Consider the following 20,100-nt stretch of genomic DNA (forward strand, 5'->3'; position numbering starts at 1 on the left):
CACTCACCCACCCATCGACCTCTCATAGGAGAGCATCATGACTGACAATCTTGACAACACCCAAACGCCGAATGTGCCTGCTGATCCGGGCAAGATTCAGGATCACTTTGAACTGTTCCACAACGATGAATATCAGGAACTCTTTGACTACAAGCGCCAGTTTGAAGGGGCGTATAGCAAAGAGAAAATCGAAGAAGTTGCTGAATGGACTAAGACCTGGGAATACCGGGAAAAGAACTTTGCCCGCGAAGCCCTCACCATCAACCCCGCTAAAGCTTGCCAACCCCTTGGGGCGTTATTTGTGGCCGCTGGGTTTGAAGACACCTTGCCCTACAGCCACGGTTCCCAGGGCTGCGTCGCCTACTTCCGCACCCACTTGACCCGTAACTACAAAGAGCCCTTCCAGGCAGTTTCCTCCTCGATGACTGAGGATGCAGCGGTCTTCGGCGGACTCAGCAACTTGAAGCAGGGCTTGGAAAACTCCTTCACCCTGTATAAGCCCAAGATGATCGCCCTCTGCACCACCTGTATGGCGGAAGTCATCGGGGATGACCTGGGTGCGTTCATCACCACCTCAAAGCAAGAAGGCCATATTCCCGAAGACCTGCCTGTGCCCTATGCTCACACCCCGAGCTTCGTCGGCTCCCACATTACGGGCTACGACAACATGCTGAAGGGCATCTTGACGACGCTCACCAAGGGCAAGAAAGCCGAGACCACCAACGGCAAGTTCAACTTTAACCTGGGCTTTGATCCGTACATCGGCAACACCCGTGAGCTGAAGCGCATTCTCGACCTGTTCGGCGTTGACTACACCATCCTGTCGGACAACTCCGATGCCTTTGATTCGCCAAACACAGGCGACTTCAAGATGTACAACGGCCTCACCAAGCTGGAAGACGCCGCTGACAGCATCAACGCCGAAGGCAGCTACTTCTTCCAGAAGTACACCACGCCCAAGTGCCAAGAGCTGACCGCGAAGGAATGGGGCCAGCAGACCTACACCTTCCGTCCGTTTGGCATTCGCGGCACCGATGAGTTCTTGATGAACCTGTCGGCAGTAACGGGTAAGCCCATTCCCAAGGAGTTGCAAGAGGAACGCGGTCGGGCCGTTGACGCCATGACCGACTCCCAAGCCTGGATTCACGGGAAAAAAGTCGCCCTTTACGGCGATCCGGATCATGTGATTACCGTGGTCAACTTCTTGCTGGAACTAGGTGCTGAACCGACCCACATCGTGGTGACGAACAGCAATGACAAGTTCGAAGCGGAACTGCGCGAAATCCTGACGGCGAGCCCCTACGGACAAGGCGCAACGGTCTGGGGCGGCAAGGATCTGTGGCATCTGCGATCGCTGATGTTCACCGAGCCCGTTGACCTGCTGATCGGCAACAGCTACGGCAAGTACCTGTGGCGCGACACTGGTACCCCGTTAGTGCGCATTGGCTACCCGATCTTCGATCGCCACCACATGCACCGCTACGCCACCCTCGGCTACAACGGCGCGATCAACCAGCTCAACTGGATCGTCAACACCATCCTTGAGCAACTCGACCTCAACACCATCGTCCCGTCGAAGACCGACATCTCCTTCGACTTGATTCGGTAAGGAGTGATGGAGTGTGAGGGTATGAGGGTGTGAGGGTAGCTGGGTTCATCAGCCCTCACACCCTGCCACCCAAGCCCTCCGGGCGGGCTTTGCCAACATACCCTCACACCCTGCCACCCAATCACCCTCACACCCAATCACCCTCACACCCTCACCCATGAAACTCGGCGATCCCGAACTCCACCTTCCCCCCACCTACGACCTCGACCAAAAAGTGCGCGTCACCAAGGTCATCCGCAATGACGGCACCTACCCCGGCGAAGTCACCGGCAAACGCCTCGCCGAAAAAGGCGAAGAAGGCTACGTCATCGGCATCGGTACCTACCTGCAAACCGCATACATCTATTCCGTCCATTTCCTCGAAACCAACCGCATCGTCGGCTGCCTGGGCCTGGAATTAGAACCCGCCGAAGACCTGTCGAAGGCAAGGGAATAGGGTTCAAGGTCTAAGGTCTAAGGTCTAAGGTCTAAGGTTCAAGGTCCAAACCGCAAACCCTAAACCGTGAACCGTAAACCGTAAACCCTATTCCCAACCACCCATCCACCCATCCACCCTCCCACCCTCCCCACCATGACCTCCACCAAGCCCAAAATCAGCGAACTCCTGACCCAGCCGGGTTGTGAGCATAACCATGAGAAGAATGGGAAAGGTCACAACAAGGCGTGTAAGCAACAGGCGAAACCCGGTGCCGCTCAGGGCGGCTGTGCCTTTGACGGCGCGAGCATTACCCTCGTCCCTATCACCGACGCGGCGCACCTCGTTCATGGCCCGATCGCATGTGCGGGCAACTCTTGGGGCGGACGGGGCAGCCTCTCCTCTGGCCCCCTGCTCTACAAGATGGGCTTCACCACCGACCTGAGCGAAAACGACATCATCTTTGGCGGTGAAAAGAAGCTCTACAAAGCCATTCAGGATGTCAAAGAGCGCTACAGCCCAGCGGCGGTGTTTGTGTACTCTACCTGCGTGACGGCGCTGATTGGGGATGACCTGGACGCGGTGTGCAAGGCCGCGGCGGACAAATTCGGACTCCCGGTAATACCCGTTCACGCTCCCGGCTTTACGGGCAGCAAGAACCTGGGCAATCGCCTTGCCGGAGAAGCGCTGCTGGCCAGCGTCATCGGCACGGCGGAACCGACATACACCACCCCCTACGACATCAACCTGATTGGCGAATACAACATTGCGGGAGAACTGTGGGGCGTGCTGCCGCTGTTCGATAAGCTCGGCATCCGCGTCCTCGCCAAGATTACGGGGGACGCCCGCTACGAAGAAGTGGCCTACGCCCACCGCGCCAAGCTCAATATCGTGATTTGCTCCAAAGCGCTGATCAACCTGGCGACCAAGATGGAAGACCGCTACGGCATTCCCTACATCGAGGAGTCTTTCTACGGGGTGGAGGACATGAACCGCTGTCTGCGGAACATCGCCTACCAGCTTGGCGATATGAACTTGCAGGCGCGAGTGGAAGCGCTGATCGCTCAGGAAACGGCGCAGTTGGATGAGCAATTGGCACCGTATCGAGAACGGCTGCAAGGCAAGCGGGTCGTCATCTCCACCGGGGGAGTCAAGAGCTGGTCGATCATCTCGGCGGCTCAGGATTTGGGCATCAAGGTTGTCGCCACCAGCACCAAAAAGAGTACGGAGGCCGACAAAGCCCGCATCAATGCCCTGCTCGGCAAAGACGGCATGACCATCGAAAAAGGCGGTGCCCAGGAACTGTTGAGCATCATCAGCAAGACAAAAGCGGATTTGCTCATCGCCGGAGGCCGCAACCAGTTCACCGCGCTGAAAGCCCGCATTCCCTTCCTGCATGTGAACCAGGAGCGCCACAACCCCTATTCGGGCTACGGCGGTCTGGTGGAGATGGCGAAGGAGCTGGACGAGACGATTTACAGTCCGGTGTGGCAGGAAGTGCGCCGCCCCGCCCCCTGGGATGTGGAAGCGGCCAAGCGCAGCCAGGACGCCTGGTGGATTCCCAATCGGTTGGAGACGCTACAGCAACAGCCGACCCCCAACCCCGACGACACCGTGACCAAAGTCATTGCCCGTCGCAAAGCCGTGGCGGTGAATCCCCTCAAGCAAAGCCAGCCGCTGGGGGCCGCGATCGCCTTCCTCGGTATCCAGGGCGCAATTCCCTTGTTCCACGGCTCTCAGGGCTGCACCGCCTTTGCTAAAGTGCTGCTAGTCGGCCATTTTCAGGAAGCGATTCCCCTGGCGACGACGGCGATGGGTGAGGTCAGCACCGTGCTCGGCGGCGACGAGAACGTGGACACGGGCCTCTTGACCGTCATCGAAAAGACCCAGCCAGAACTGGTCGGCCTCTTCACCACGGGCCTGACGGAGGTGCGGGGCGACGACATGAACGGCATTCTGAAGCAGTTCCACAACGACCATCCGGAATTGCAGGTGCCTATCGTCTTCGCCTCGACGCCGGACTACAAGGGCAGCCTGGAAGATGGCTTTGCGGCGGCGGTCGAAAGCCTGATGCGCGACCTGCCGGAAGCGGGCGAGGTGAACCTGCGGCAGGTGACGCTGCTCATGAGTTCCGCCTATGGTCCCGGCGATGTGGAAGAACTGCGGGAAATCGTGGAGTCCTTTGGCCTGCGTCCGATTGTGGTGCCGGATCTGTCCACCTCGCTGGATGGCCACTTAGAAGACCTGAACTACGCCACCACGACCACAGGCGGCACCCCCATCGCGGATTTGAAAGCGATCGGTCAGTCTGCCGTCACCTTCGTCATCGGGCGCAGTCTGACGGGCGCAGCGGCAATCTTATCGGAACGCTTTGGCACTCCCGCCATCCCCTTTGACCAGCTCACCGGACTGGAAGGGGTCGATCGCTTCCTCGATGTGCTCTCGAAACTGAGCGGCTATCAAGTGCCCCAAAAGTACCAGCGACAGCGGCGACGGGTGCAAGACGCCATGCTCGACACCCACTTCTACTTTGGCCGCAAAAAAGTGGCGATCGCCGCCGAACCCGACCTGCTCTACAACACCGCCTGGTGGCTGCAATCCACGGGGGTCGAAATTCAGGCTGCCGTCACCGCGACCAAGTCGCCCCTGCTCAAGCACCTGCCTACCGACAAGGTCTACATCGGCGACTTCGAGGACTTCGAGGAACTCGCCGCCGGAGCTGACCTGTGGATCGCCAACTCCAAAGTGCGCCCCGTCGCCCGTCGCCACGGCATCCCCCTCTACCTGCACGGCTTCCCCATGCTGGATCAGTTGGGCAACGGCCAGCGCTGCACCGTCGGCTATCGCGGCACCCTGGACATGCTGTTCGCGATCGGCAACATCTTCCTCAAAGCCGACGAAGAACGGGTCCACGCGCTGGTGCATGAGTGGCGCGACGGCTGCTTCGATCGCACTACCCCGGTTGACGTCCATCTCCCCGTCGCGATCGAGGCAGCCCTGAACGCCCTCCAGCGCAATGGTGAAAAATTTGCCGACCCGTTCATGACCTGTGCCGGAGAGGCGATCGCCAATCCAGCAATATTTCCCCAGGGCGAGGTGTCTACCGATCCGACCACGTTCCGGCGAGGGGGCACCGTTCCGTAAATCCATCAACATCCCGTAGGGGCGAGGCATTCTCGCCAGAACATTTTGGTCAAGAACGACATGTAATTTCGAGAATGCCTCGCCCCTACAACCCCGACCAACATTTGGACGAAAACGCACCATCCATCCCAACGCAAATTCAAAAGGAGACCCCGATGAAAATTGCATTCACAACCAAAGATTCGATTTACATCAACGCCCATTTCGGCTCCGCCAAACAGATTGACATCTACGACATCAGCACCGAAGGCTACACCCTGGCCGAAACCGTGACCTTTGGCGGCAACCTCAAGCAAGACGGCAACGAAGACAAACTCGTGCCCAAAATGAACGCCCTCAAAGACTGCACCATCGTCTACCTGGCCGACATTGGCCCCAGTGCCGCCGCCCGCCTGATCAACAAAAACATCACCCCGATCAAGCCCACCGATCCCGACATCCCCATCGCCGAAGTGCTCGATCGCCTCGTGATCACCCTCAAAGGCAGCCCCCCGCCCTGGCTCCGCAAAGCCCTGCGTCAGGACGCCGCCCCCAACTTTGACGAAGACTACATCGAAACCGAAGAGGAAGTGACCGTATGAGCCCCACCCCCACCGCCACCGAACTCGCCCCAGCGCTATTGGTCGATAGCTCGCCCTTTTTGAAAGCGATCGTCCAGCAAATCCGCGCCAACGACGCCTACGGCACCTACCGCAACTGGGCCGACGAGCTGCTGCTCAAGCCCTACATCGTCAGCAAAGCCGACAAAAAAGACATTCCCCTCGAAGACGAAATCGATCCCCTAACCAAGAGCCGGATATTGGCTTTTTACAGAGCGATCGCCTACTGCATCGAACAAGAAACCGGCTCCCTCGCCCAAGTCGTCATCGACCTCAACCACGAAGGCTTCGGCTGGGCCCTCGTCTTCGCCGGACGCCTCCTCCTCGTCAGCAAAACCCTCCGCGACGCCCAACGCTTCGGTTTCCCATCCTTGGAGAAGATGAGCGCCGAAGGCGAAAAACTCGTCCAGAAAGGGATTGAGTTGGCGAAGAAGTACCCGGAGGTGGGGGAGTTGTAGAAGAGTGTGAGGGTAGGAGGGTGGCAGGGTAGGAGGGTAGCAGGGTGTGGACAATCTTCGAACCCGCTCAAACTGATCCAACCACCCAGCTACCCAGTCACCCAACCACCCAGCCACCCAGCCACCCAGCCACCCAACCACCCAACCACCCAGTCACCCAACCACCCAGTCACCCAGCCACCCAACCACCCAGTCACCCAGTCACCCAGCCACCCAACCACCCAACCACCCAGCCACCCTCACACTCCCCAGCCATGCCCACCTCCACCCCCACCGACCTCGACGCCCTGAAAAAACAAATCAAGCGGCTCAACAGCAAGGCCGGCCAGATGAAGATGGACCTTCACGACATTGCTGAAGGTCTCCCCGCCGATCTCGAAAAGCTGCCCGATGCTGCCGCTGCCACCTTCGACATCTTCTGCCAACTACGCGACCTCAAGCAACAACTCAAAACCCTGGAGCAAGACCAATGAACCCCACCCTCGTCAACTTCAACACCCTCAGCCAAGCCGAAGAGTACCTGGAGTTCTTCGGCATCCCCTTCGATCCCCAAGTCGTCAACGTCAACCGCCTGCACATCCTCAAGAAATTCTCCCAATTCATCCGCGAAAACAACATCGACGCCGCCAGCCTCACCGACGCAACCACCTTCACCCAAACCTGCGACGCCCTCGCCAGCGCCTACAACCTGTTCACCACCTCCACCTCCGTCGAACAAAAACTGTTCAAAGTCTTCCAAGATCACCCCAGCAACGTCGTCATGGTTTCCGAAATCGAGATTGAATAGGCCCAACATCCCGGTAGGGGCGAGGCATTTTCGATGAAACATTTGGAATTTGAACGAAACGTGATTTCGAAAATGCCTCGCCCCTACAGACCCCATTGAACATCCACCCTGCCACCCTCACACCCTCACACCCTCACACCCCCATGCCCCTTTCCCCCACCGAACTCGATCGCTACCGTCGCCAAATGCAGCTTCCCGGCTTTGGCGAGGCGGCTCAGCTCCAGCTCAAAAACACGACCGCGCTGGTCACGGGCGTGGGCGGACTCGGCGGGACGGCGGCGCTGTACCTGGCGGTGGCGGGCGTTGGCAAGCTGATCCTGGTGCGGGGCGGCGATCTGATTCGGGACGACCTCAATCGGCAGGTGCTCATGACCGATGACTGGGTCGGCAAACCCCGCGTCTACAAAGCCCAGCAAACCCTGGCAGCGCTGAATCCCGACATCGAAATTGAAGCGGTCTGCGAATACGTCTCCGCCGATAACATCGACGAGCTGGTGCAAGCCGCCGACATCGCCCTGGACTGCGCCTTCGACTTTAAAGAACGGGACTTGCTGAATGGGGCCTGCGTGCGCCACGGCAAACCCATGGTCGAAGCGGCCATGAACTCGATGGAAGCCTACCTGACCACCATCATCCCCGGTCAGACCCCCTGCCTGACCTGCCTTTACCCCGAAAAGCCGAACTGGGATCGCTGGGGTTTCGGCGTCCTGGGAGCCGTATCGGGCACCCTCGCCTGCCTCGCCGCCCTCGAAGCCATCAAGCTCATCACTGGACTCGGTGACCCGCTGCTGGGCCAACTGCTGACGATGGACCTCGCCCGCGCTGAGTTCACCAAACTGCGCACCTTCCACGATCACGACTGCCCCGTTTGCGGAGGCATTTCCCACCACCCAAAAAAGACCGCTAACCGTCAGCTTGCCACTGCCGCACCCTGAGGAAACGCCGATGCCCTGGTACGTCTGGTTGCCGATTTTCGCGATCGCCCTTCACCAATCTCACCGCCGCCATGACGAAGTCATCCAACTCTTATTTGTCTTGCTCACCACCGCCGCCCTTTGCGGACTCATCTTCAGTTCCTCGTGGATTTTACATCTGGTTTTAGTCACCGTTCTTTTGGCACTGCCCATCTGTGAATTTCGGTTCAAACAAAATACGCCTGATCAGTGCGATCGCCCCTGTTTAAGAAGAACCCTTTGTCGGGCTCAAGAATCCTTCAAGTAATCCCCTTCCTTCCCCATTTCCTAAAGGAGAATTCCGATGAACATCACCCTCACCGAAGTCGCTGAACTCCGCTTGAGAACCTTCCTGAAATCCAAAGTGGATTCTCCCGAACGGGGCGTCAGAATTGGGGTCAACGATGGCGGCTGTAGCGGCTACGAATATGAAGTGAAATTAGCGCGATCGCCCCAAGCGGACGACATCATTCTCGACAATGGCCGCATCAAGTTGTATGTCAATCCCACCAATGCGGCACTGCTCGATGGCATCGAAGTTGATTACGTCGAAGGTCTTCTAGAAAGCGGCTTTAAATTCACCAATCCCAACGCCACCGATACCTGTGGCTGCGGCAAATCTTTCAAAGCCGGAGATTGTACGCCAGCAGGCGTTACTTGTTCGTAGATAGGTATTGGGTGCGAGGTATTAGGTATTAGGTTGAGATTCTGTTTGAATTTTTCAACTTTTACTTATGAGCTAATACTCGCCATCTAGCACCCAGCACCAAGTACCTAAAACCCAAAACCTAAGACCCAATCCCCTTTCCCAAGGAGCCAAACCAATGACAACTTATCAAGTCCGCCTCATCAACAAAAAGCGTCAGCTTGACATCACAATTCCAGTCGATGATGACGTGTATATCATCGATGCCGCTGAAGAAAACGACATCGAACTGCCTTTCTCTTGCCGATCTGGAGCGTGCTCTAGCTGTGTCGGCAAGGTTGTCGAAGGCGAAGTCGATCAAGAGGATCAATCTTTCTTAGATGACGAACAAATTGCCAAAGGCTTTGTTGTTCTATGTTCGGCTTATCCCCGTTCTGATTTGACGATCAAGACTCACATGGAAGCTTATCTCGTCTAGGTTCAAATACTCATCCCTTGTCTTAATCTTGCAGCAACCCGGAGTCGAAAAATGACCAAAATTGGAATTTTCTACGGCAGCACCTCTGGAGTTACAGAAGAAATTGCCGAAAAAATCCGCGACGAAATTGGCGAAGACAACTGTGATCTCTACAGCATGGAAGAAGATTTTGATGATGTGGATGATCTGCTGAAATATGACTATCTTCTGCTCGGCTGCTCGACCTGGGGAGCGGGAGAAGTTCAGAACGATTGGCGAGAACCGTTGTTTGATATGGAGGTTGAAAAACCTGACTTTTCGGGTAAAACGATCGCACTCTTTGGTCCCGGTGATTGTCAAGGGCATAGCAAGCATTTTGTCGGTGCCTTGGGCCTTCTCTATGACCAATTCAAAGCGCTCGGTGCCACACTGGTCGGTGCCGTTTCTACAGAGGATTATACCTTTGAAAAATCCACTGCCATTCGCGATGGCAAATTCGTCGGTTTGCCCCTCGATGAAGTGAATGAAAGCGACAAAACCGACCAGCGCATCGCCGATTGGTTAGCGCTTCTGAAGGCTGATTTTCCCGCGATCGCGGCTTAGCCAATTAACTCGGTAGGAGCGTATCAATCCCGCATCCGTTGAAAGAGGAGAACTGTACCATGACTTTTGTAACCGGATTGACCTTTGGGGGCGAAACCTGGACCCCCCAGTATTTGAAAGAAATCATCAAGGACAAGTGCCTCGGCTGTGGCCGCTGCTTCAAAGCCTGTGGTCGGGGTGTCATGGCCCTCATCGCCCTAAACGAAGACGGTGAGGTCGTCGATGAAGATGACGACGACGACGAAATTGAACGCAAAGTCATGTCTGTGATAAACGCGGCGAAGTGCATTGGGTGTCAGGCGTGCGATCGCGTTTGCCCCAAAGCCTGCCACGTTTATGAACCGCTCGCGGCAACATAAATTTGACTGATTCTGGCCGATTGTCTCGTTACTAAACTTGCTGGTTCGCTGCTCACACACGACTCAATTTCTGACACAAAGGGGGTGATTCCCATGGGCTAGCCACAGCTATTCTTGCCCTTCGAAGAATAGCCCAACAATCTCCAAGTTTCAGCACAAACTCGACTTTCAAAACTTCGTCCGTATTTAGGCATAGTGATTTCACGTTTCGAGATAACCTCACCTAACCTCTCCTTAAAAAGGAGAGGAACCGGAGCGTTCATGATCGCTACTTCCAAACCAAAACAAGAGCGCCACTAAACCTCTCCTTAGTAAGGAGAGGTGCCGCAGGCGGTGAGGTTTCCAGAACGCCAAACCCTATTCCTAATATTGATGAAGTTCAAACACCCAACTACGCGAAATCAAGCTTCAAATCTGTGCCCGAAACTTGTTTTTCTCTGAAGAGCCATACGGACTCTCAACATCAACCCCGTCCATCCAAAACCTAGATTTTGAAACCTTCGTGCCTGGGCTTTTTTCCAATTCCTGCACAGAAACAAGTTCATCCCAAGAGGCTTGCAAAAGCTACGCTCGATGTTGACGTGGTTAATCACATTTCGTCCCCATTAACGTTACGAGGATAGTTCCATGACGAAAGCTAAAGATGTGATGACCCAAGAAGTTGAAACCGTTAAAGGGTCAGCCACCGTTGCCGATGCTGCCAAGCTGATGAAATTCAAAGGTATCCACTCGCTATTAGTTGAGCCCCGCAACGCCGAAGATGCCTACGGCATTGTGACGGATACCGATATCGTCAATAAGGTGGTGGCCTTTGGCAAAGATCCCAAAGCCGTCAAAGTCTACGAAGTCATGACCAAGCCCTGCATCGTCGTGAATCCGGACCTGGCGGTTGAGTATGTGGCTCGCCTGTTAGCCCAGTGCGGCATCGATCGCGCCCCCGTCATCCAAGGGGAACTGCTCGGCATCGTTTCTCTCAACGACATCCTGCACCGCAGCGAGTTTATCGAACATCCGCGCGTGCCGCTGCTGCAAAAGGCTCTCCAGGCGGCTGTTGCCGAAGCCCGTGCCGTTTCTGCCGTTAACGCTGCCGACACGGAAGCCTATCAGCTGGCGTGGGAAGAGGTAAACGAAATCGAAGCGGAACTGGCCTTTATTCAAGGCATGGTTCCCGCCAGAGCCGCTCAAGCCGAGTTCGGCGAAGCCGCTGCTCAACCCGTCGCGGTTTAGCCGCTTCTATGTGAACTGAGATCCCCCGCTGTCGCTGCCCCCTTACCCAAGGGGGCGATCCACAACTCGAATCTCAATGCCCTCTTGTCAAGCTAATCCTGTAGGGATTTCTGAGACGCCTGATGTCACCTACCTTTCAGCCTCCGTAATAGACAATTTCTGGCAGGCGCAAGTCCCCTAAATAACGGGTCGGGTAGGCTTCCAGCCTGCCTCCATCACCCGTCTGTTGAAGGGCTGCGAGGTGTTCATGACGGCCAGGATGGCCATCAAACAAGAGCGTACCGAGGTCGCTCTCCCAAATCAGCCTTAAAAACCCTACAGGATTAGCTTTTTAAGGGGGGTGAGGGATCTCTCTGTTTGCCAATTCCTAATCCGATTTCTATTGAGATCATTTCAAAAAACTTCATTCTCAGGTAATCGCCTTGCGCGATCGCGATCCATGTGTGACTTTTGGAAACGTTGGAAACCGTCAAACTTGGATAATCCCGCCCAAACTTCTATGGAATTTGAGCATCGCTGGTCAAGTTATTACAAAGTGGTGGAAGGTCGTCCTCCCCGCGAAACTTTAATGAAAGCTTTAGAATTATTCACGGCTGAAGCTAATTCTAACCCTGATAGGAATCGCCATTTTGCAGTGGATTTAGGCTGTGGCAATGGGCGCGATACAGCAGAGCTATTGCGGCAAAATTGGCGCGTGCTGGCTATTGATGGACAGGCTGAAGCAATCGAGCAATTGCGACAGCGCAACGACCTGAACCGCACGTATTTAGAGGCTCGCGTCCAGAAATTTGAAGACCTGACCTTACCCCCCGAAGTTGATTTGATCAACGCGAGCTTCTGCTTACCGTTTTGTCCGGCTGAACACTTTTCTGAGCTGTGGGAGGTTATTGTTAATTCACTGAAAACAGGCGGTCGTTTTTCGGGACAGTTGTTTGGCGATCGCGATTCTTGGGCCGCTTTATCTAACATCGTGACCCACACGCGATCGCAAGTTGACGAACTGCTTCAACCCTTCATTGTTGAGTTTTTTGAAGAAGAAGAACATCCCGGCAAAACCGCCCTTGGTGAAGACAAATACTGGCATCTTTACCAAATAGTTGCTCGCAAACAAGGAGACTAACATGCCCATTGCCCACGACGTCACTGAACTCATCGGCCATACACCCCTCGTGCAGCTCAACCGCATTCCCCAGGCGGAGGGCTGTGCGTCTCGCATTGTGCTCAAACTTGAAGGTATGAACCCCGCCGCCTCGGTCAAAGACCGCATCGGGGCCAACATGATCCGCGCCGCTGAAGAGGCGGGCACCATCGAACCCGGCAAGACCGTGCTGATTGAGCCGACCTCCGGCAACACCGGGATTGCCCTGGCGATGGTCGCCGCCGCCAAAGGCTACCGCCTGGTGCTGACCATGCCCGAAACGATGAGCCTCGAACGCCGCGCCATGCTCAACGCCTACGGGGCCGAACTGGTGCTGACGCCAGGATCACAGGGGATGAAAGGGGCGATCGCCAAAGCTGCCGAACTGGCCGAACTGATCCCCGATGCCTACATGCTCCAACAGTTCCAGAATCCGGCGAATCCCGCCATTCACCGCGCGACCACCGCTGAGGAGATCTGGGCCGACAGCGACGGTGACGTAGACATCGTGATCGCAGGCGTTGGCACCGGGGGCACCATCACGGGCATCGCCGAAACCCTCAAACCCCGCAAGCCCAGCCTGCAAATTATTGCGGTGGAACCGGAAAACAGCCCTGTCCTCTCCGGCGGCAACTCCGGTCCCCACAAGATCCAGGGCATCGGTGCAGGCTTCGTGCCTGATGTGCTGCGCACCGACCTGCTGGACGAGGTGGTGCAGGTCAGCGACGACGAAACCCTGGCCTACAGCCGTCGCCTTGCCCGCGAAGAAGGACTGCTCTCCGGCATTTCCGCTGGGGCCGCCCTCGCCGCCGCCATCAAAGTCGGCCAGCGCCCCGAAAACGCCGGCAAGCTGATCGTCGCCATCCAGCCCAGCTTCGGTGAACGCTACCTCAGCACCGTCCTCTTCCAGGACTTGCCCGCCCGCGAACCCTCCGTTCTCGCCGATTTGCCCTACGTCAAAACGCCCGAATCCGCCCCGGCACTGGTGGCGCAAAGCTAATGCTTTGTAGGTTGGGTAGAGCGCAGCAAAACCCAACATTTGCCAGGGGCGCACGTCGATGCGCCCCTACGGAATACCCAACTGATTACTTCGAAACTCTGATGAATGCTCTGCTGAACGATACTGACGGCGATCGCTACTCCTGGTACAACGCCCCGGAGGAAATCAAACAACTCCTCCATGCCGCCGTCGAAGCCTGGGAAGACACCGCCCAGTCCGAGCAATTCATCCTGCAAGCCCTCGCCCACCCCCAAACCGACGTGGATACCCTCGTCAGCGCCTACCGCTACTTCTTCTACAAGCAGAAAGACGCCATGGCCCGCCGCCTCGCTCTGCAAGTCATGGCAGAAATCCGCACCCAAGAAGCCCTCCCGGAAGCCTGGGAAGATCTCCAGCCCATCCTGCAAGACCGCCTCCTCGACCCCGCCATTCGGCTCTACCTCAGCGCCTACACCGCCCTCGGCGTCATGCTCGCCCGCTGGGGTGCGTTCCAGGCCGCGATCGAAATCGCCGATCGCGTCAAAACCCTCGACGACAAAGACGAATTCGGTGCGGGCGTCCTCGTCAAAATCCTCACCCCATACCAATCCGAATTCCAACTTTAGCCCTGAGTTTTGAGTTTTAAGTTTTGAGTTTTAAGTTTTGAGTGTCCAATTATTACCAAAAACCTAATTCAAAACTCAAAACTCAAAATTAAAAACTTTCTCACCTCACCTACTTCCACCCACTCCACCTCCACCATGAACGCTCAAGATTGGTTCGTAACCAGTGATGGTCAATGTCAGCCGCGTCCATCGGCACGGGCTTGGGATCTGCTGCGCGAACCCTACTACCTGCACCAGTTCCTGACAGAAATCCTGGAGATTTTGGCCAATGCTCCCCATGAAAAAGATGAGTGGGACTACCTTCCCCAAATTCGGCGGCAGGTACGGCAATTTATTCTCAATTCCTATTGGGTCAAGACGCGCTCCGAGTCACCCAATGCCCACACTGGCGTCAACGTCACCACGCTTTATGACGAAATCGGCTACCCGCTCACGATCCAAAATGTGACCACTCAACCGGGTCTGACCACCTCCATCCATAATCACGGCACCTGGGGCGTGGTCTTCCAAATTCAAGGCGAAGAACGCCACATCTTTTGGCGGCGGGTCAACGCGCCTGATCAGCCTGTCCAGATTGAAATTGCAGGCGAACATCTGCTGCGCCCTGGCGAAATGATCAGCTTTCATCCCGATGCCATCCACCAGGTCGAAACCCTGGGCAATACCGATTCCCTGACCTTTCAGCTTTATGGCGATACCCAACCCCAGGGGCGGTTTCAATATCAACCCGAAACCCAGACGGCAAAACCGTTTTGATCCCATCAACATCCCATTTTGGCGGCGATATGTTTGCGAAATCATCAACATCGCGCAGGGGCGAGGCATTTTTGAAATAACGCGTTGGTCATGCCCAAAATATTGTTCCGAGAATGCCTCGCCCCTACAACCCGTCCAACCACCAAACCAACTACCTTCATTCCCCCCATGTCCACCGTCATTTTTTACGAAAAACCTGGCTGCATCAACAACACCAAACAAAAGGCGCTGCTCACAGCGGCAGGCCATACCGTGGATGTACGTAACCTATTGACCGAACCCTGGACGCCCGATCGCTTGCAGCAATTTTTTGGCGATCGCCCCATTGCCCAATGCTTCAACCGCACCGCCCCCGCCATCAAATCCGGTCAGATGCAGCTCGATCGCGTGGATGTGGAAACCGCTCTAGCGCTGATGGTGCAAGAGCCACTGCTGATTCGCCGTCCGCTGATGCAGGTGGGCGATCGCTGCGAGGTGGGTTTCGACAAAGATGCGGTCAATCAGTGGATTGGTTTAAAAGCCGTGGAAGGAGAGCAAGAAAAGCGCGATCGCCTCATCCAGCAAGACCTCGAAACCTGTCCCACCGCCACCGCCACTGTCTAACTCGCTAATCTCCCCCCTCTGCCCCCTCGCTCCGTTGCCCCCCTGCTCCCCTTGCCCCTCCGCCCCCCTGCCCCGTTCCCCCGTTTCCCAGTCCCCCTTTCCCCCCCAAGGAGCCCCTGACCATGACTGCCCAAACTGTGACTGCTGAACTCGACGCCTACTACAACTTGATCGACGAACTGCTCCAGTGTCCCTCCGGTAGCGAGCCCGACGTGTTAGCCCAATACCCAGACCTGCTCAATGCTCAGCTCGTGCAAACGATGCTGCAAGTAGCCGCAGCGATGGCCCACAACAACCAGCAAGAACCTTCCAAGTTCTTAGTTTTCATTGCGCGTAAACTTGCGGCCAATCTGCGAGAACTGGCTGAAACAACCGCAGAATAAGCTGAGTAACAGTCGTATCAGCCAGCGACACCTCGACCAAGGCTCAGACCCAGCACTTTTTACATACGCCCTGTAGTTTGGCTACCCTTTGCCGAAAAATGCAAAGTGGGGGGCTAACCTTGGCGTTACTGTATGAAGAGCATTGAGGGAGACCGAGGCGGCTTGGCTACTGCGACCCCAGACACAACAGCGCTCTTGCGGTGGTGGCACCAGCATCAAGCGCAAATGATCCGCCGGGAAACCGACTTCCTGCGCAACGGCGTTTTACAAGAAATCATCGCCATTCGGCGACGGCTCGAGGTCACCTGTCCCCTCGGGCACACTTCGGAACTATCGACCTGTGAGCCTCATCTGGCAGATTTGACCCGCCTTTATAGCCTGCTCGAAAATTTTTGCGATCGCCTGCAATCCCCTTTTTCCCCGGATTCGCTGCCGCTGGCGTTGCAACATACGCTGCAGCCCTGGCAAGCGCGATTGCAGTTACAAGCCCAATGCCCGAGCACTTGGCCAACTGAACCGCTAGAGCTCACTCAATTATTGGTGTTGTTGTTCAAAGCGGTGCTCCCCGTGTTGGCCGAAAATCCTCCCTATCCCGCCACCACTGAGTTGCAATTGACCGAGGCTAACAACTGCAAAACGCTGACTTTTACCGCGCACTACGAAGGGGCGATCGCGTCGGCATTAACATCGCTCATTCAGCAAACGGTGCAGCCGTTTCTCGATACGTTCTGTCTCTTTACCGATGCGACTTGTGACGTTGTGTTTCACGCCGAACACTTTTTCTTAAAATTAGGGTGGCAGCCTACCATCGCCGTCGCATCTGACCACCCTCACGCTAGCGCCTCCCATGACATCCCCTACCCCCTCGCTCAAGCTCCTGGTGATTGACGATCACGAAGCCGTCTTAGGGGGCACCGTCATGGCGTTAGAAAAGACCTATCCCGATGCCACCATTCGCACGGCGGGGACGGCCCAAGCGGCTTTAGAAGATTTAGGCTACGGTTTACCCGATCTGGTCATGACCGATCTCTCGATTCCCAAAGCTTCCGGGGCACCGTCGGAAATCGATGCGGGCATTGAGCTGCTGCGATCGCTGCTGGCCGATTATCCCGAACTGAATATCGTGGTGCAGAGTGCTCACGTGCGATCGCTAGTGCGCCTCAAACCCGCCATCGACGCCCACCGGGGGGGCTTTACCATTGCCGACAAAAACCTGCCCATGCAAGAAATGTTGACCAAAGTGGACTGGGCGCTGAAGGGGTTAATCTATACCCCCCGCGATATGCGCACGGGCATTGAAGTGAAGCCAGAATGGCTAGAAGTGTTGCGCCTCGCCTTTAAAGAAGGATTGCAGGATAAAGCGATCGCCGAAGAAATCAACGTCGCTGAACGCACCGTCCGCCACTACTGGACGAAGGTGCAGGATGCCCTGGAGGTCTACCCCGAAGCGGGCAAAAACATCCGCATTCAAACCGAAATCCGCGCCCGCGAAGAAGGCTTGATCGATTGAGGGGGCGTCCCGAATCATCCGGTTGAACTAGGGTGTGGCAAGCCGATCAAGCGGCGCGATCGGCAAACAGTACAATTGAACTTCAGAAGCGCGATCGCTGGCGCTGTCTACCTTTGCCAACCGCTCGATACCGTCACCCCTGATAAACGCTATGCCTGTTCAAAAAGATCCCCAACCACCCCGCTCTCGTCAGTTAATCAATTTGGTGTTCTTCCTCAGCACCGCCTTTTTGATTGTGAATCTGCTGTTTCCGGAGGCGTTTGGCTCCACCACGCCCCGCGAACCCTACAGCATGTTTATCCATCGGGTGCAAGCGCATGAGGTGATCAAGGCGTCCGTCGGGCAGGATGAAATTCGTTATCAGGTGGCCGACGCCAATGGCGAACCGGGGCAAGTGTACGAAACCACGCCGATTTTTGACCTGCAACTGCCCCAAGTGCTGCAAGATAACGGGGTGGAATTTGCCGCTGTGCCCGCGCAAAATCAATGGTTTGGCAATATTCTCAGCTGGGTGATTCCGCCGCTGATTTTTGTCGCGGTGTGGCGCTTTTTCTTGGCGCGCAACGGGGGCGGCTCCCAAGGGGTGCTTTCCATCGGCAAAAGCCGCGCCAAAGCCTACGTCCAAGATGAAGCGACCAAAACCACCTTTGCCGATGTGGCGGGAGTCGAAGAGGCGAAGGCGGAATTGGTGGAAATCGTAGACTTTCTCAAAACGCCCCGACGGTTTACGCAACTCGGGGCCAAGATTCCCAAGGGGGTGCTGCTGGTGGGGCCACCGGGAACTGGGAAAACCCTGCTGGCAAAGGCCGTTGCGGGGGAAGCGGGGGTACCGTTCTTCAGCATTTCGGGTTCCGAATTTGTGGAAATGTTCGTCGGCGTCGGCTCTTCGCGGGTGCGCGACCTGTTTGAGCAGGCGAAAAAACAAGCCCCCTGCATTGTCTTCATTGACGAGTTGGATGCCATTGGCAAATCCCGCAGTTCCGGTGGATTTTACGGCGGCAATGATGAGCGGGAGCAAACGCTAAATCAGTTGCTCACCGAGATGGATGGCTTTAGCGCTGGCGACAACACTGTGATCGTGCTAGCGGCGACGAACCGACCCGAAACCCTCGATCCAGCCTTGTTACGACCCGGTCGCTTTGACCGTCAGGTGCTAGTCGATCGCCCCGATGTGAAAGGGCGCGAGGCGATTCTGTCAATTCACGCCCAGGGGGTGAAGCTGGACGACGAGGTGGATCTGAAGGCGATCGCCACCCGCACCCCCGGATTTGCTGGGGCGGATCTGGCCAATCTGGTGAATGAAGCCGCCCTGCTCGCCGCCCGTAACAATCACGACGCCGTCAAGCAGGCGGACTTTGCGGAAGCGATCGAGCGGGTCGTCGCCGGATTGGAGAAAAAGAGCCGCGTCCTGAACGACACCGAGAAAAAGATCGTGGCCTATCACGAAGTCGGTCACGCCCTCGTAGGGGCGGTGATGCCGGGGAGCGACCAGGTGGCGAAGATTTCCATCGTGCCGCGTGGCATGGCGGCCCTGGGCTACACCCTGCAACTACCGACGGAAGATCGCTTCTTGCGCAATGAGGCGGAACTGAAGGGCCAAATTGCCACGCTGCTGGGGGGGCGATCGGCGGAGGAAATCGTGTTCGGCAGCATCACCACCGGAGCCGCAAACGACCTGCAGCGGGCCACCGACCTGGCGGAACAAATGGTGACCACCTACGGCATGAGCAAGGTGTTGGGGCCGCTGGCCTACGATCGCGGTAGCCAACCCGCCTTTTTGGACAATGGCATGATGCAAAATCCCCGCCGCGCCGTCAGCGCCGAAACTGCGAAGGAAATCGACCATGAGGTGAAGGAACTGGTGGAAGCTGGGCACCAGCGTGCCCTCGCGATTCTGGCTGCTAACCGCGACCTGATGGAAACCATCACCCAAAGCCTGCTGGAGTCTGAAGTGATTGAAGGGGAAAGCCTGAAGGAGTGGCTGTCGCAAGTGCAAGTACCTGACGAGCAAATGCTGACGGTTTGAGGCGGCGGAAGCCTGCTTGGGGAGAGGGGCGATCTCTTATACCCTTTCGGGTGAATGCAAACTGAGTCAGTCGATACCAGCTTTTGTTGATGGTTCAGGCCTGTCGCCAATTTTCGATCTGCAAGTTGGGAACACGCTCAAACTCACGTTGGTTAGCCGTAACCATCACCAAGTTATGATGAAGGGCCGTGGCGGCAATCAGGACATCATATGCGCCAATGGGCTGCCCTTGAGATTTCAGCACCGCTCGAATTTGTGCGGCTTGTTCAGCTTCGGCAGTGCCGAAAGGCAACTGTGTTGCGGAAGAGAGAATGCCAGCGATCGCGGGTTCAACTTTCTGCGCTCGCTGCGGGTTGAGCACCAAGCCGTAGCGTAGTTCCATGACAGTGATGGCTGAGATAGCAACGTCAACTGGTGGCGTTTGCTTGAGTCTTGCGATTGTTCCCGCTTCGCCTTTGATGAAGTCGCTGATGACGCAGGTATCGAGCAGATAGCGCATCAAAATAGCTCCGGTTCACGGGGCGGCAGGAGTTCTTCGCGGTAGGCTTCAAACGCGGGAAAGTCCGGAGTGCCTTCATAGGACAAAACCAATTCTGACCACTGGGATGTGGTGGCAGTTGTTGGTTGAGTTGCCTGACGCAGAGCTTGCAAGATCAATGCTTGAAGCGAAACTTTAGATTGAGCTGCCCGATACATCAAACTTTGCTCAAGGTCTGGGGGTAAGTCGATCTTAATTTCCATCGCATGTCTTCTCCAATCAAGATATGTGTCTTATTGTCCCAGTGATAGATGGCCTGTAAATCATCTAGTACAGACATTCTA

25 protein-coding genes are annotated in these 20,100 nt (G+C 56.2%); 23 read left to right on the top strand and 2 right to left on the bottom strand.

Annotated elements, in window-relative coordinates:
- Positions 1–37 precede the first annotated feature (37 nt).
- From nifK to ftsH4, 23 genes are all read left to right on the top strand, one after another.
- The gene (nifK, locus tag DYY88_RS13740) at positions 38–1,609 is read left to right on the top strand and encodes a nitrogenase molybdenum-iron protein subunit beta (protein ID WP_044151256.1); all 1,572 of its coding nucleotides are present in this window, start codon (positions 38–40) and stop codon (positions 1,607–1,609) included.
- A gap of 157 nt (positions 1,610–1,766) precedes the next feature.
- On the top strand, positions 1,767–2,045 hold the full coding sequence (locus tag DYY88_RS13745) for a nitrogen fixation protein NifZ (protein ID WP_039727377.1): 279 nt from the start codon (positions 1,767–1,769) through the stop codon (positions 2,043–2,045).
- Positions 2,046–2,180: 135 nt separating this feature from the next.
- A complete protein-coding gene (locus DYY88_RS13750) occupies positions 2,181–5,168 on the top strand; it encodes a bifunctional nitrogenase iron-molybdenum cofactor biosynthesis protein NifEN (protein WP_084607087.1) in 2,988 nt (995 codons plus the stop codon).
- A 155-nt stretch (positions 5,169–5,323) separates the two neighbouring features.
- A complete protein-coding gene (gene nifX, locus DYY88_RS13755; RefSeq protein WP_039729978.1) occupies positions 5,324–5,749 on the top strand; it encodes a nitrogen fixation protein NifX in 426 nt (141 codons plus the stop codon).
- On the top strand, positions 5,746–6,225 hold the full coding sequence (locus tag DYY88_RS13760) for a NifX-associated nitrogen fixation protein (RefSeq protein ID WP_039727375.1): 480 nt from the start codon (positions 5,746–5,748) through the stop codon (positions 6,223–6,225). Before nifX ends, DYY88_RS13760 begins: the two co-directional genes overlap by 4 nt.
- A gap of 254 nt (positions 6,226–6,479) precedes the next feature.
- Positions 6,480–6,698: a CCE_0567 family metalloprotein gene (locus DYY88_RS13765; protein ID WP_039727374.1), complete on the top strand. Its 219-nt coding sequence runs from the start codon at positions 6,480–6,482 to the stop codon at positions 6,696–6,698.
- Entirely contained in the window at positions 6,695–7,012 is a 318-nt protein-coding gene (nifW, locus tag DYY88_RS13770; RefSeq protein ID WP_039727373.1) for a nitrogenase-stabilizing/protective protein NifW, read from the top strand. Before DYY88_RS13765 ends, nifW begins: the two co-directional genes overlap by 4 nt.
- A 143-nt stretch (positions 7,013–7,155) precedes the next feature.
- Positions 7,156–7,947, top strand: coding sequence for a HesA/MoeB/ThiF family protein (locus DYY88_RS13775; RefSeq protein ID WP_039727371.1), 792 nt, complete (start codon positions 7,156–7,158; stop codon positions 7,945–7,947).
- 10 nt (positions 7,948–7,957) lie between these two features.
- Positions 7,958–8,233 (top strand): hypothetical protein, encoded by a 276-nt coding sequence (locus DYY88_RS13780; protein ID WP_039727370.1) that lies wholly within the window; start codon positions 7,958–7,960, stop codon positions 8,231–8,233.
- A 36-nt stretch (positions 8,234–8,269) separates the two neighbouring features.
- Positions 8,270–8,632, top strand: coding sequence for a HesB/IscA family protein (locus DYY88_RS13785; RefSeq protein ID WP_039727369.1), 363 nt, complete (start codon positions 8,270–8,272; stop codon positions 8,630–8,632).
- A gap of 157 nt (positions 8,633–8,789) precedes the next feature.
- Positions 8,790–9,089 (top strand): 2Fe-2S iron-sulfur cluster-binding protein, encoded by a 300-nt coding sequence (locus DYY88_RS13790; protein ID WP_039727368.1) that lies wholly within the window; start codon positions 8,790–8,792, stop codon positions 9,087–9,089.
- Positions 9,090–9,140: 51 nt separating this feature from the next.
- Entirely contained in the window at positions 9,141–9,671 is a 531-nt protein-coding gene (locus tag DYY88_RS13795; protein ID WP_039727366.1) for a flavodoxin, read from the top strand.
- 59 nt (positions 9,672–9,730) lie between these two features.
- Positions 9,731–10,030 carry a ferredoxin III, nif-specific gene (fdxB, locus tag DYY88_RS13800; RefSeq protein WP_039727365.1) on the top strand — a complete coding sequence of 100 codons (300 nt, stop codon included), beginning with the start codon at positions 9,731–9,733 and terminating at the stop codon, positions 10,028–10,030.
- Between the two features lie 627 nt (positions 10,031–10,657).
- Positions 10,658–11,257, top strand: coding sequence for a CBS domain-containing protein (locus tag DYY88_RS13805; RefSeq protein WP_052288457.1), 600 nt, complete (start codon positions 10,658–10,660; stop codon positions 11,255–11,257).
- Between the two features lie 439 nt (positions 11,258–11,696).
- Positions 11,697–12,377, top strand: coding sequence for a class I SAM-dependent methyltransferase (locus DYY88_RS13810; protein WP_084607086.1), 681 nt, complete (start codon positions 11,697–11,699; stop codon positions 12,375–12,377).
- Position 12,378: 1 nt separating this feature from the next.
- Complete coding sequence (gene cysK, locus DYY88_RS13815) at positions 12,379–13,395, top strand: cysteine synthase A (RefSeq protein WP_044151255.1); 1,017 nt, start codon at positions 12,379–12,381, stop codon at positions 13,393–13,395.
- 101 nt (positions 13,396–13,496) lie between these two features.
- A complete protein-coding gene (locus DYY88_RS13820) occupies positions 13,497–14,000 on the top strand; it encodes a hypothetical protein (protein WP_039727363.1) in 504 nt (167 codons plus the stop codon).
- 135 nt (positions 14,001–14,135) lie between these two features.
- Positions 14,136–14,756: a cysteine dioxygenase family protein gene (locus DYY88_RS13825; RefSeq protein WP_039727362.1), complete on the top strand. Its 621-nt coding sequence runs from the start codon at positions 14,136–14,138 to the stop codon at positions 14,754–14,756.
- A gap of 168 nt (positions 14,757–14,924) precedes the next feature.
- Positions 14,925–15,359 (top strand): ArsC/Spx/MgsR family protein, encoded by a 435-nt coding sequence (locus DYY88_RS13830; RefSeq protein WP_039727361.1) that lies wholly within the window; start codon positions 14,925–14,927, stop codon positions 15,357–15,359.
- A gap of 122 nt (positions 15,360–15,481) precedes the next feature.
- Positions 15,482–15,742 (top strand): hypothetical protein, encoded by a 261-nt coding sequence (locus DYY88_RS13835; RefSeq protein WP_039727360.1) that lies wholly within the window; start codon positions 15,482–15,484, stop codon positions 15,740–15,742.
- A gap of 162 nt (positions 15,743–15,904) precedes the next feature.
- Positions 15,905–16,630 (top strand): hypothetical protein, encoded by a 726-nt coding sequence (locus DYY88_RS13840; protein ID WP_152624681.1) that lies wholly within the window; start codon positions 15,905–15,907, stop codon positions 16,628–16,630.
- Positions 16,590–17,252 (top strand): response regulator transcription factor, encoded by a 663-nt coding sequence (locus DYY88_RS13845; protein WP_039727357.1) that lies wholly within the window; start codon positions 16,590–16,592, stop codon positions 17,250–17,252. Before DYY88_RS13840 ends, DYY88_RS13845 begins: the two co-directional genes overlap by 41 nt.
- Before the next feature lie 151 nt (positions 17,253–17,403).
- The gene (ftsH4, locus tag DYY88_RS13850) at positions 17,404–19,278 is read left to right on the top strand and encodes an ATP-dependent zinc metalloprotease FtsH (protein ID WP_039727355.1); all 1,875 of its coding nucleotides are present in this window, start codon (positions 17,404–17,406) and stop codon (positions 19,276–19,278) included.
- A gap of 94 nt (positions 19,279–19,372) precedes the next feature.
- Here ftsH4 and DYY88_RS13855 read toward each other — a convergent pair whose 3' ends face one another.
- Positions 19,373–19,777 carry a type II toxin-antitoxin system VapC family toxin gene (locus DYY88_RS13855; RefSeq protein ID WP_039727354.1) on the bottom strand — a complete coding sequence of 135 codons (405 nt, stop codon included), beginning with the start codon at positions 19,775–19,777 and terminating at the stop codon, positions 19,373–19,375.
- Positions 19,777–20,019 (bottom strand): hypothetical protein, encoded by a 243-nt coding sequence (locus DYY88_RS13860; protein ID WP_039727352.1) that lies wholly within the window; start codon positions 20,017–20,019, stop codon positions 19,777–19,779. The genes DYY88_RS13855 and DYY88_RS13860 overlap by 1 nt, the downstream gene beginning before the upstream one ends.
- Positions 20,020–20,100 lie beyond the last annotated feature (81 nt).

Origin of the sequence: Leptolyngbya iicbica LK (assembly GCF_004212215.1) — a bacterium.
GTDB classification, from domain to species: Bacteria; Cyanobacteriota; Cyanobacteriia; order Phormidesmidales; family Phormidesmidaceae; genus Halomicronema; species Halomicronema iicbica.

Coding starts and splice junctions, on each gene's coding strand:
- nifK (WP_044151256.1), top strand. CDS start 38: ATGACTGACAATCTTGACAACACCCAAACGCCGAATGTGCCTGCTGAT.
- DYY88_RS13745 (WP_039727377.1), top strand. CDS start 1,767: ATGAAACTCGGCGATCCCGAACTCCACCTTCCCCCCACCTACGACCTC.
- DYY88_RS13750 (WP_084607087.1), top strand. CDS start 2,181: ATGACCTCCACCAAGCCCAAAATCAGCGAACTCCTGACCCAGCCGGGT.
- nifX (WP_039729978.1), top strand. CDS start 5,324: ATGAAAATTGCATTCACAACCAAAGATTCGATTTACATCAACGCCCAT.
- DYY88_RS13760 (WP_039727375.1), top strand. CDS start 5,746: ATGAGCCCCACCCCCACCGCCACCGAACTCGCCCCAGCGCTATTGGTC.
- DYY88_RS13765 (WP_039727374.1), top strand. CDS start 6,480: ATGCCCACCTCCACCCCCACCGACCTCGACGCCCTGAAAAAACAAATC.
- nifW (WP_039727373.1), top strand. CDS start 6,695: ATGAACCCCACCCTCGTCAACTTCAACACCCTCAGCCAAGCCGAAGAG.
- DYY88_RS13775 (WP_039727371.1), top strand. CDS start 7,156: ATGCCCCTTTCCCCCACCGAACTCGATCGCTACCGTCGCCAAATGCAG.
- DYY88_RS13780 (WP_039727370.1), top strand. CDS start 7,958: ATGCCCTGGTACGTCTGGTTGCCGATTTTCGCGATCGCCCTTCACCAA.
- DYY88_RS13785 (WP_039727369.1), top strand. CDS start 8,270: ATGAACATCACCCTCACCGAAGTCGCTGAACTCCGCTTGAGAACCTTC.
- DYY88_RS13790 (WP_039727368.1), top strand. CDS start 8,790: ATGACAACTTATCAAGTCCGCCTCATCAACAAAAAGCGTCAGCTTGAC.
- DYY88_RS13795 (WP_039727366.1), top strand. CDS start 9,141: ATGACCAAAATTGGAATTTTCTACGGCAGCACCTCTGGAGTTACAGAA.
- fdxB (WP_039727365.1), top strand. CDS start 9,731: ATGACTTTTGTAACCGGATTGACCTTTGGGGGCGAAACCTGGACCCCC.
- DYY88_RS13805 (WP_052288457.1), top strand. CDS start 10,658: ATGACGAAAGCTAAAGATGTGATGACCCAAGAAGTTGAAACCGTTAAA.
- DYY88_RS13810 (WP_084607086.1), top strand. CDS start 11,697: ATGTGTGACTTTTGGAAACGTTGGAAACCGTCAAACTTGGATAATCCC.
- cysK (WP_044151255.1), top strand. CDS start 12,379: ATGCCCATTGCCCACGACGTCACTGAACTCATCGGCCATACACCCCTC.
- DYY88_RS13820 (WP_039727363.1), top strand. CDS start 13,497: ATGAATGCTCTGCTGAACGATACTGACGGCGATCGCTACTCCTGGTAC.
- DYY88_RS13825 (WP_039727362.1), top strand. CDS start 14,136: ATGAACGCTCAAGATTGGTTCGTAACCAGTGATGGTCAATGTCAGCCG.
- DYY88_RS13830 (WP_039727361.1), top strand. CDS start 14,925: ATGTCCACCGTCATTTTTTACGAAAAACCTGGCTGCATCAACAACACC.
- DYY88_RS13835 (WP_039727360.1), top strand. CDS start 15,482: ATGACTGCCCAAACTGTGACTGCTGAACTCGACGCCTACTACAACTTG.
- DYY88_RS13845 (WP_039727357.1), top strand. CDS start 16,590: ATGACATCCCCTACCCCCTCGCTCAAGCTCCTGGTGATTGACGATCAC.
- ftsH4 (WP_039727355.1), top strand. CDS start 17,404: ATGCCTGTTCAAAAAGATCCCCAACCACCCCGCTCTCGTCAGTTAATC.
- DYY88_RS13855 (WP_039727354.1), bottom strand. CDS start 19,777: ATGCGCTATCTGCTCGATACCTGCGTCATCAGCGACTTCATCAAAGGC.
- DYY88_RS13860 (WP_039727352.1), bottom strand. CDS start 20,019: ATGGAAATTAAGATCGACTTACCCCCAGACCTTGAGCAAAGTTTGATG.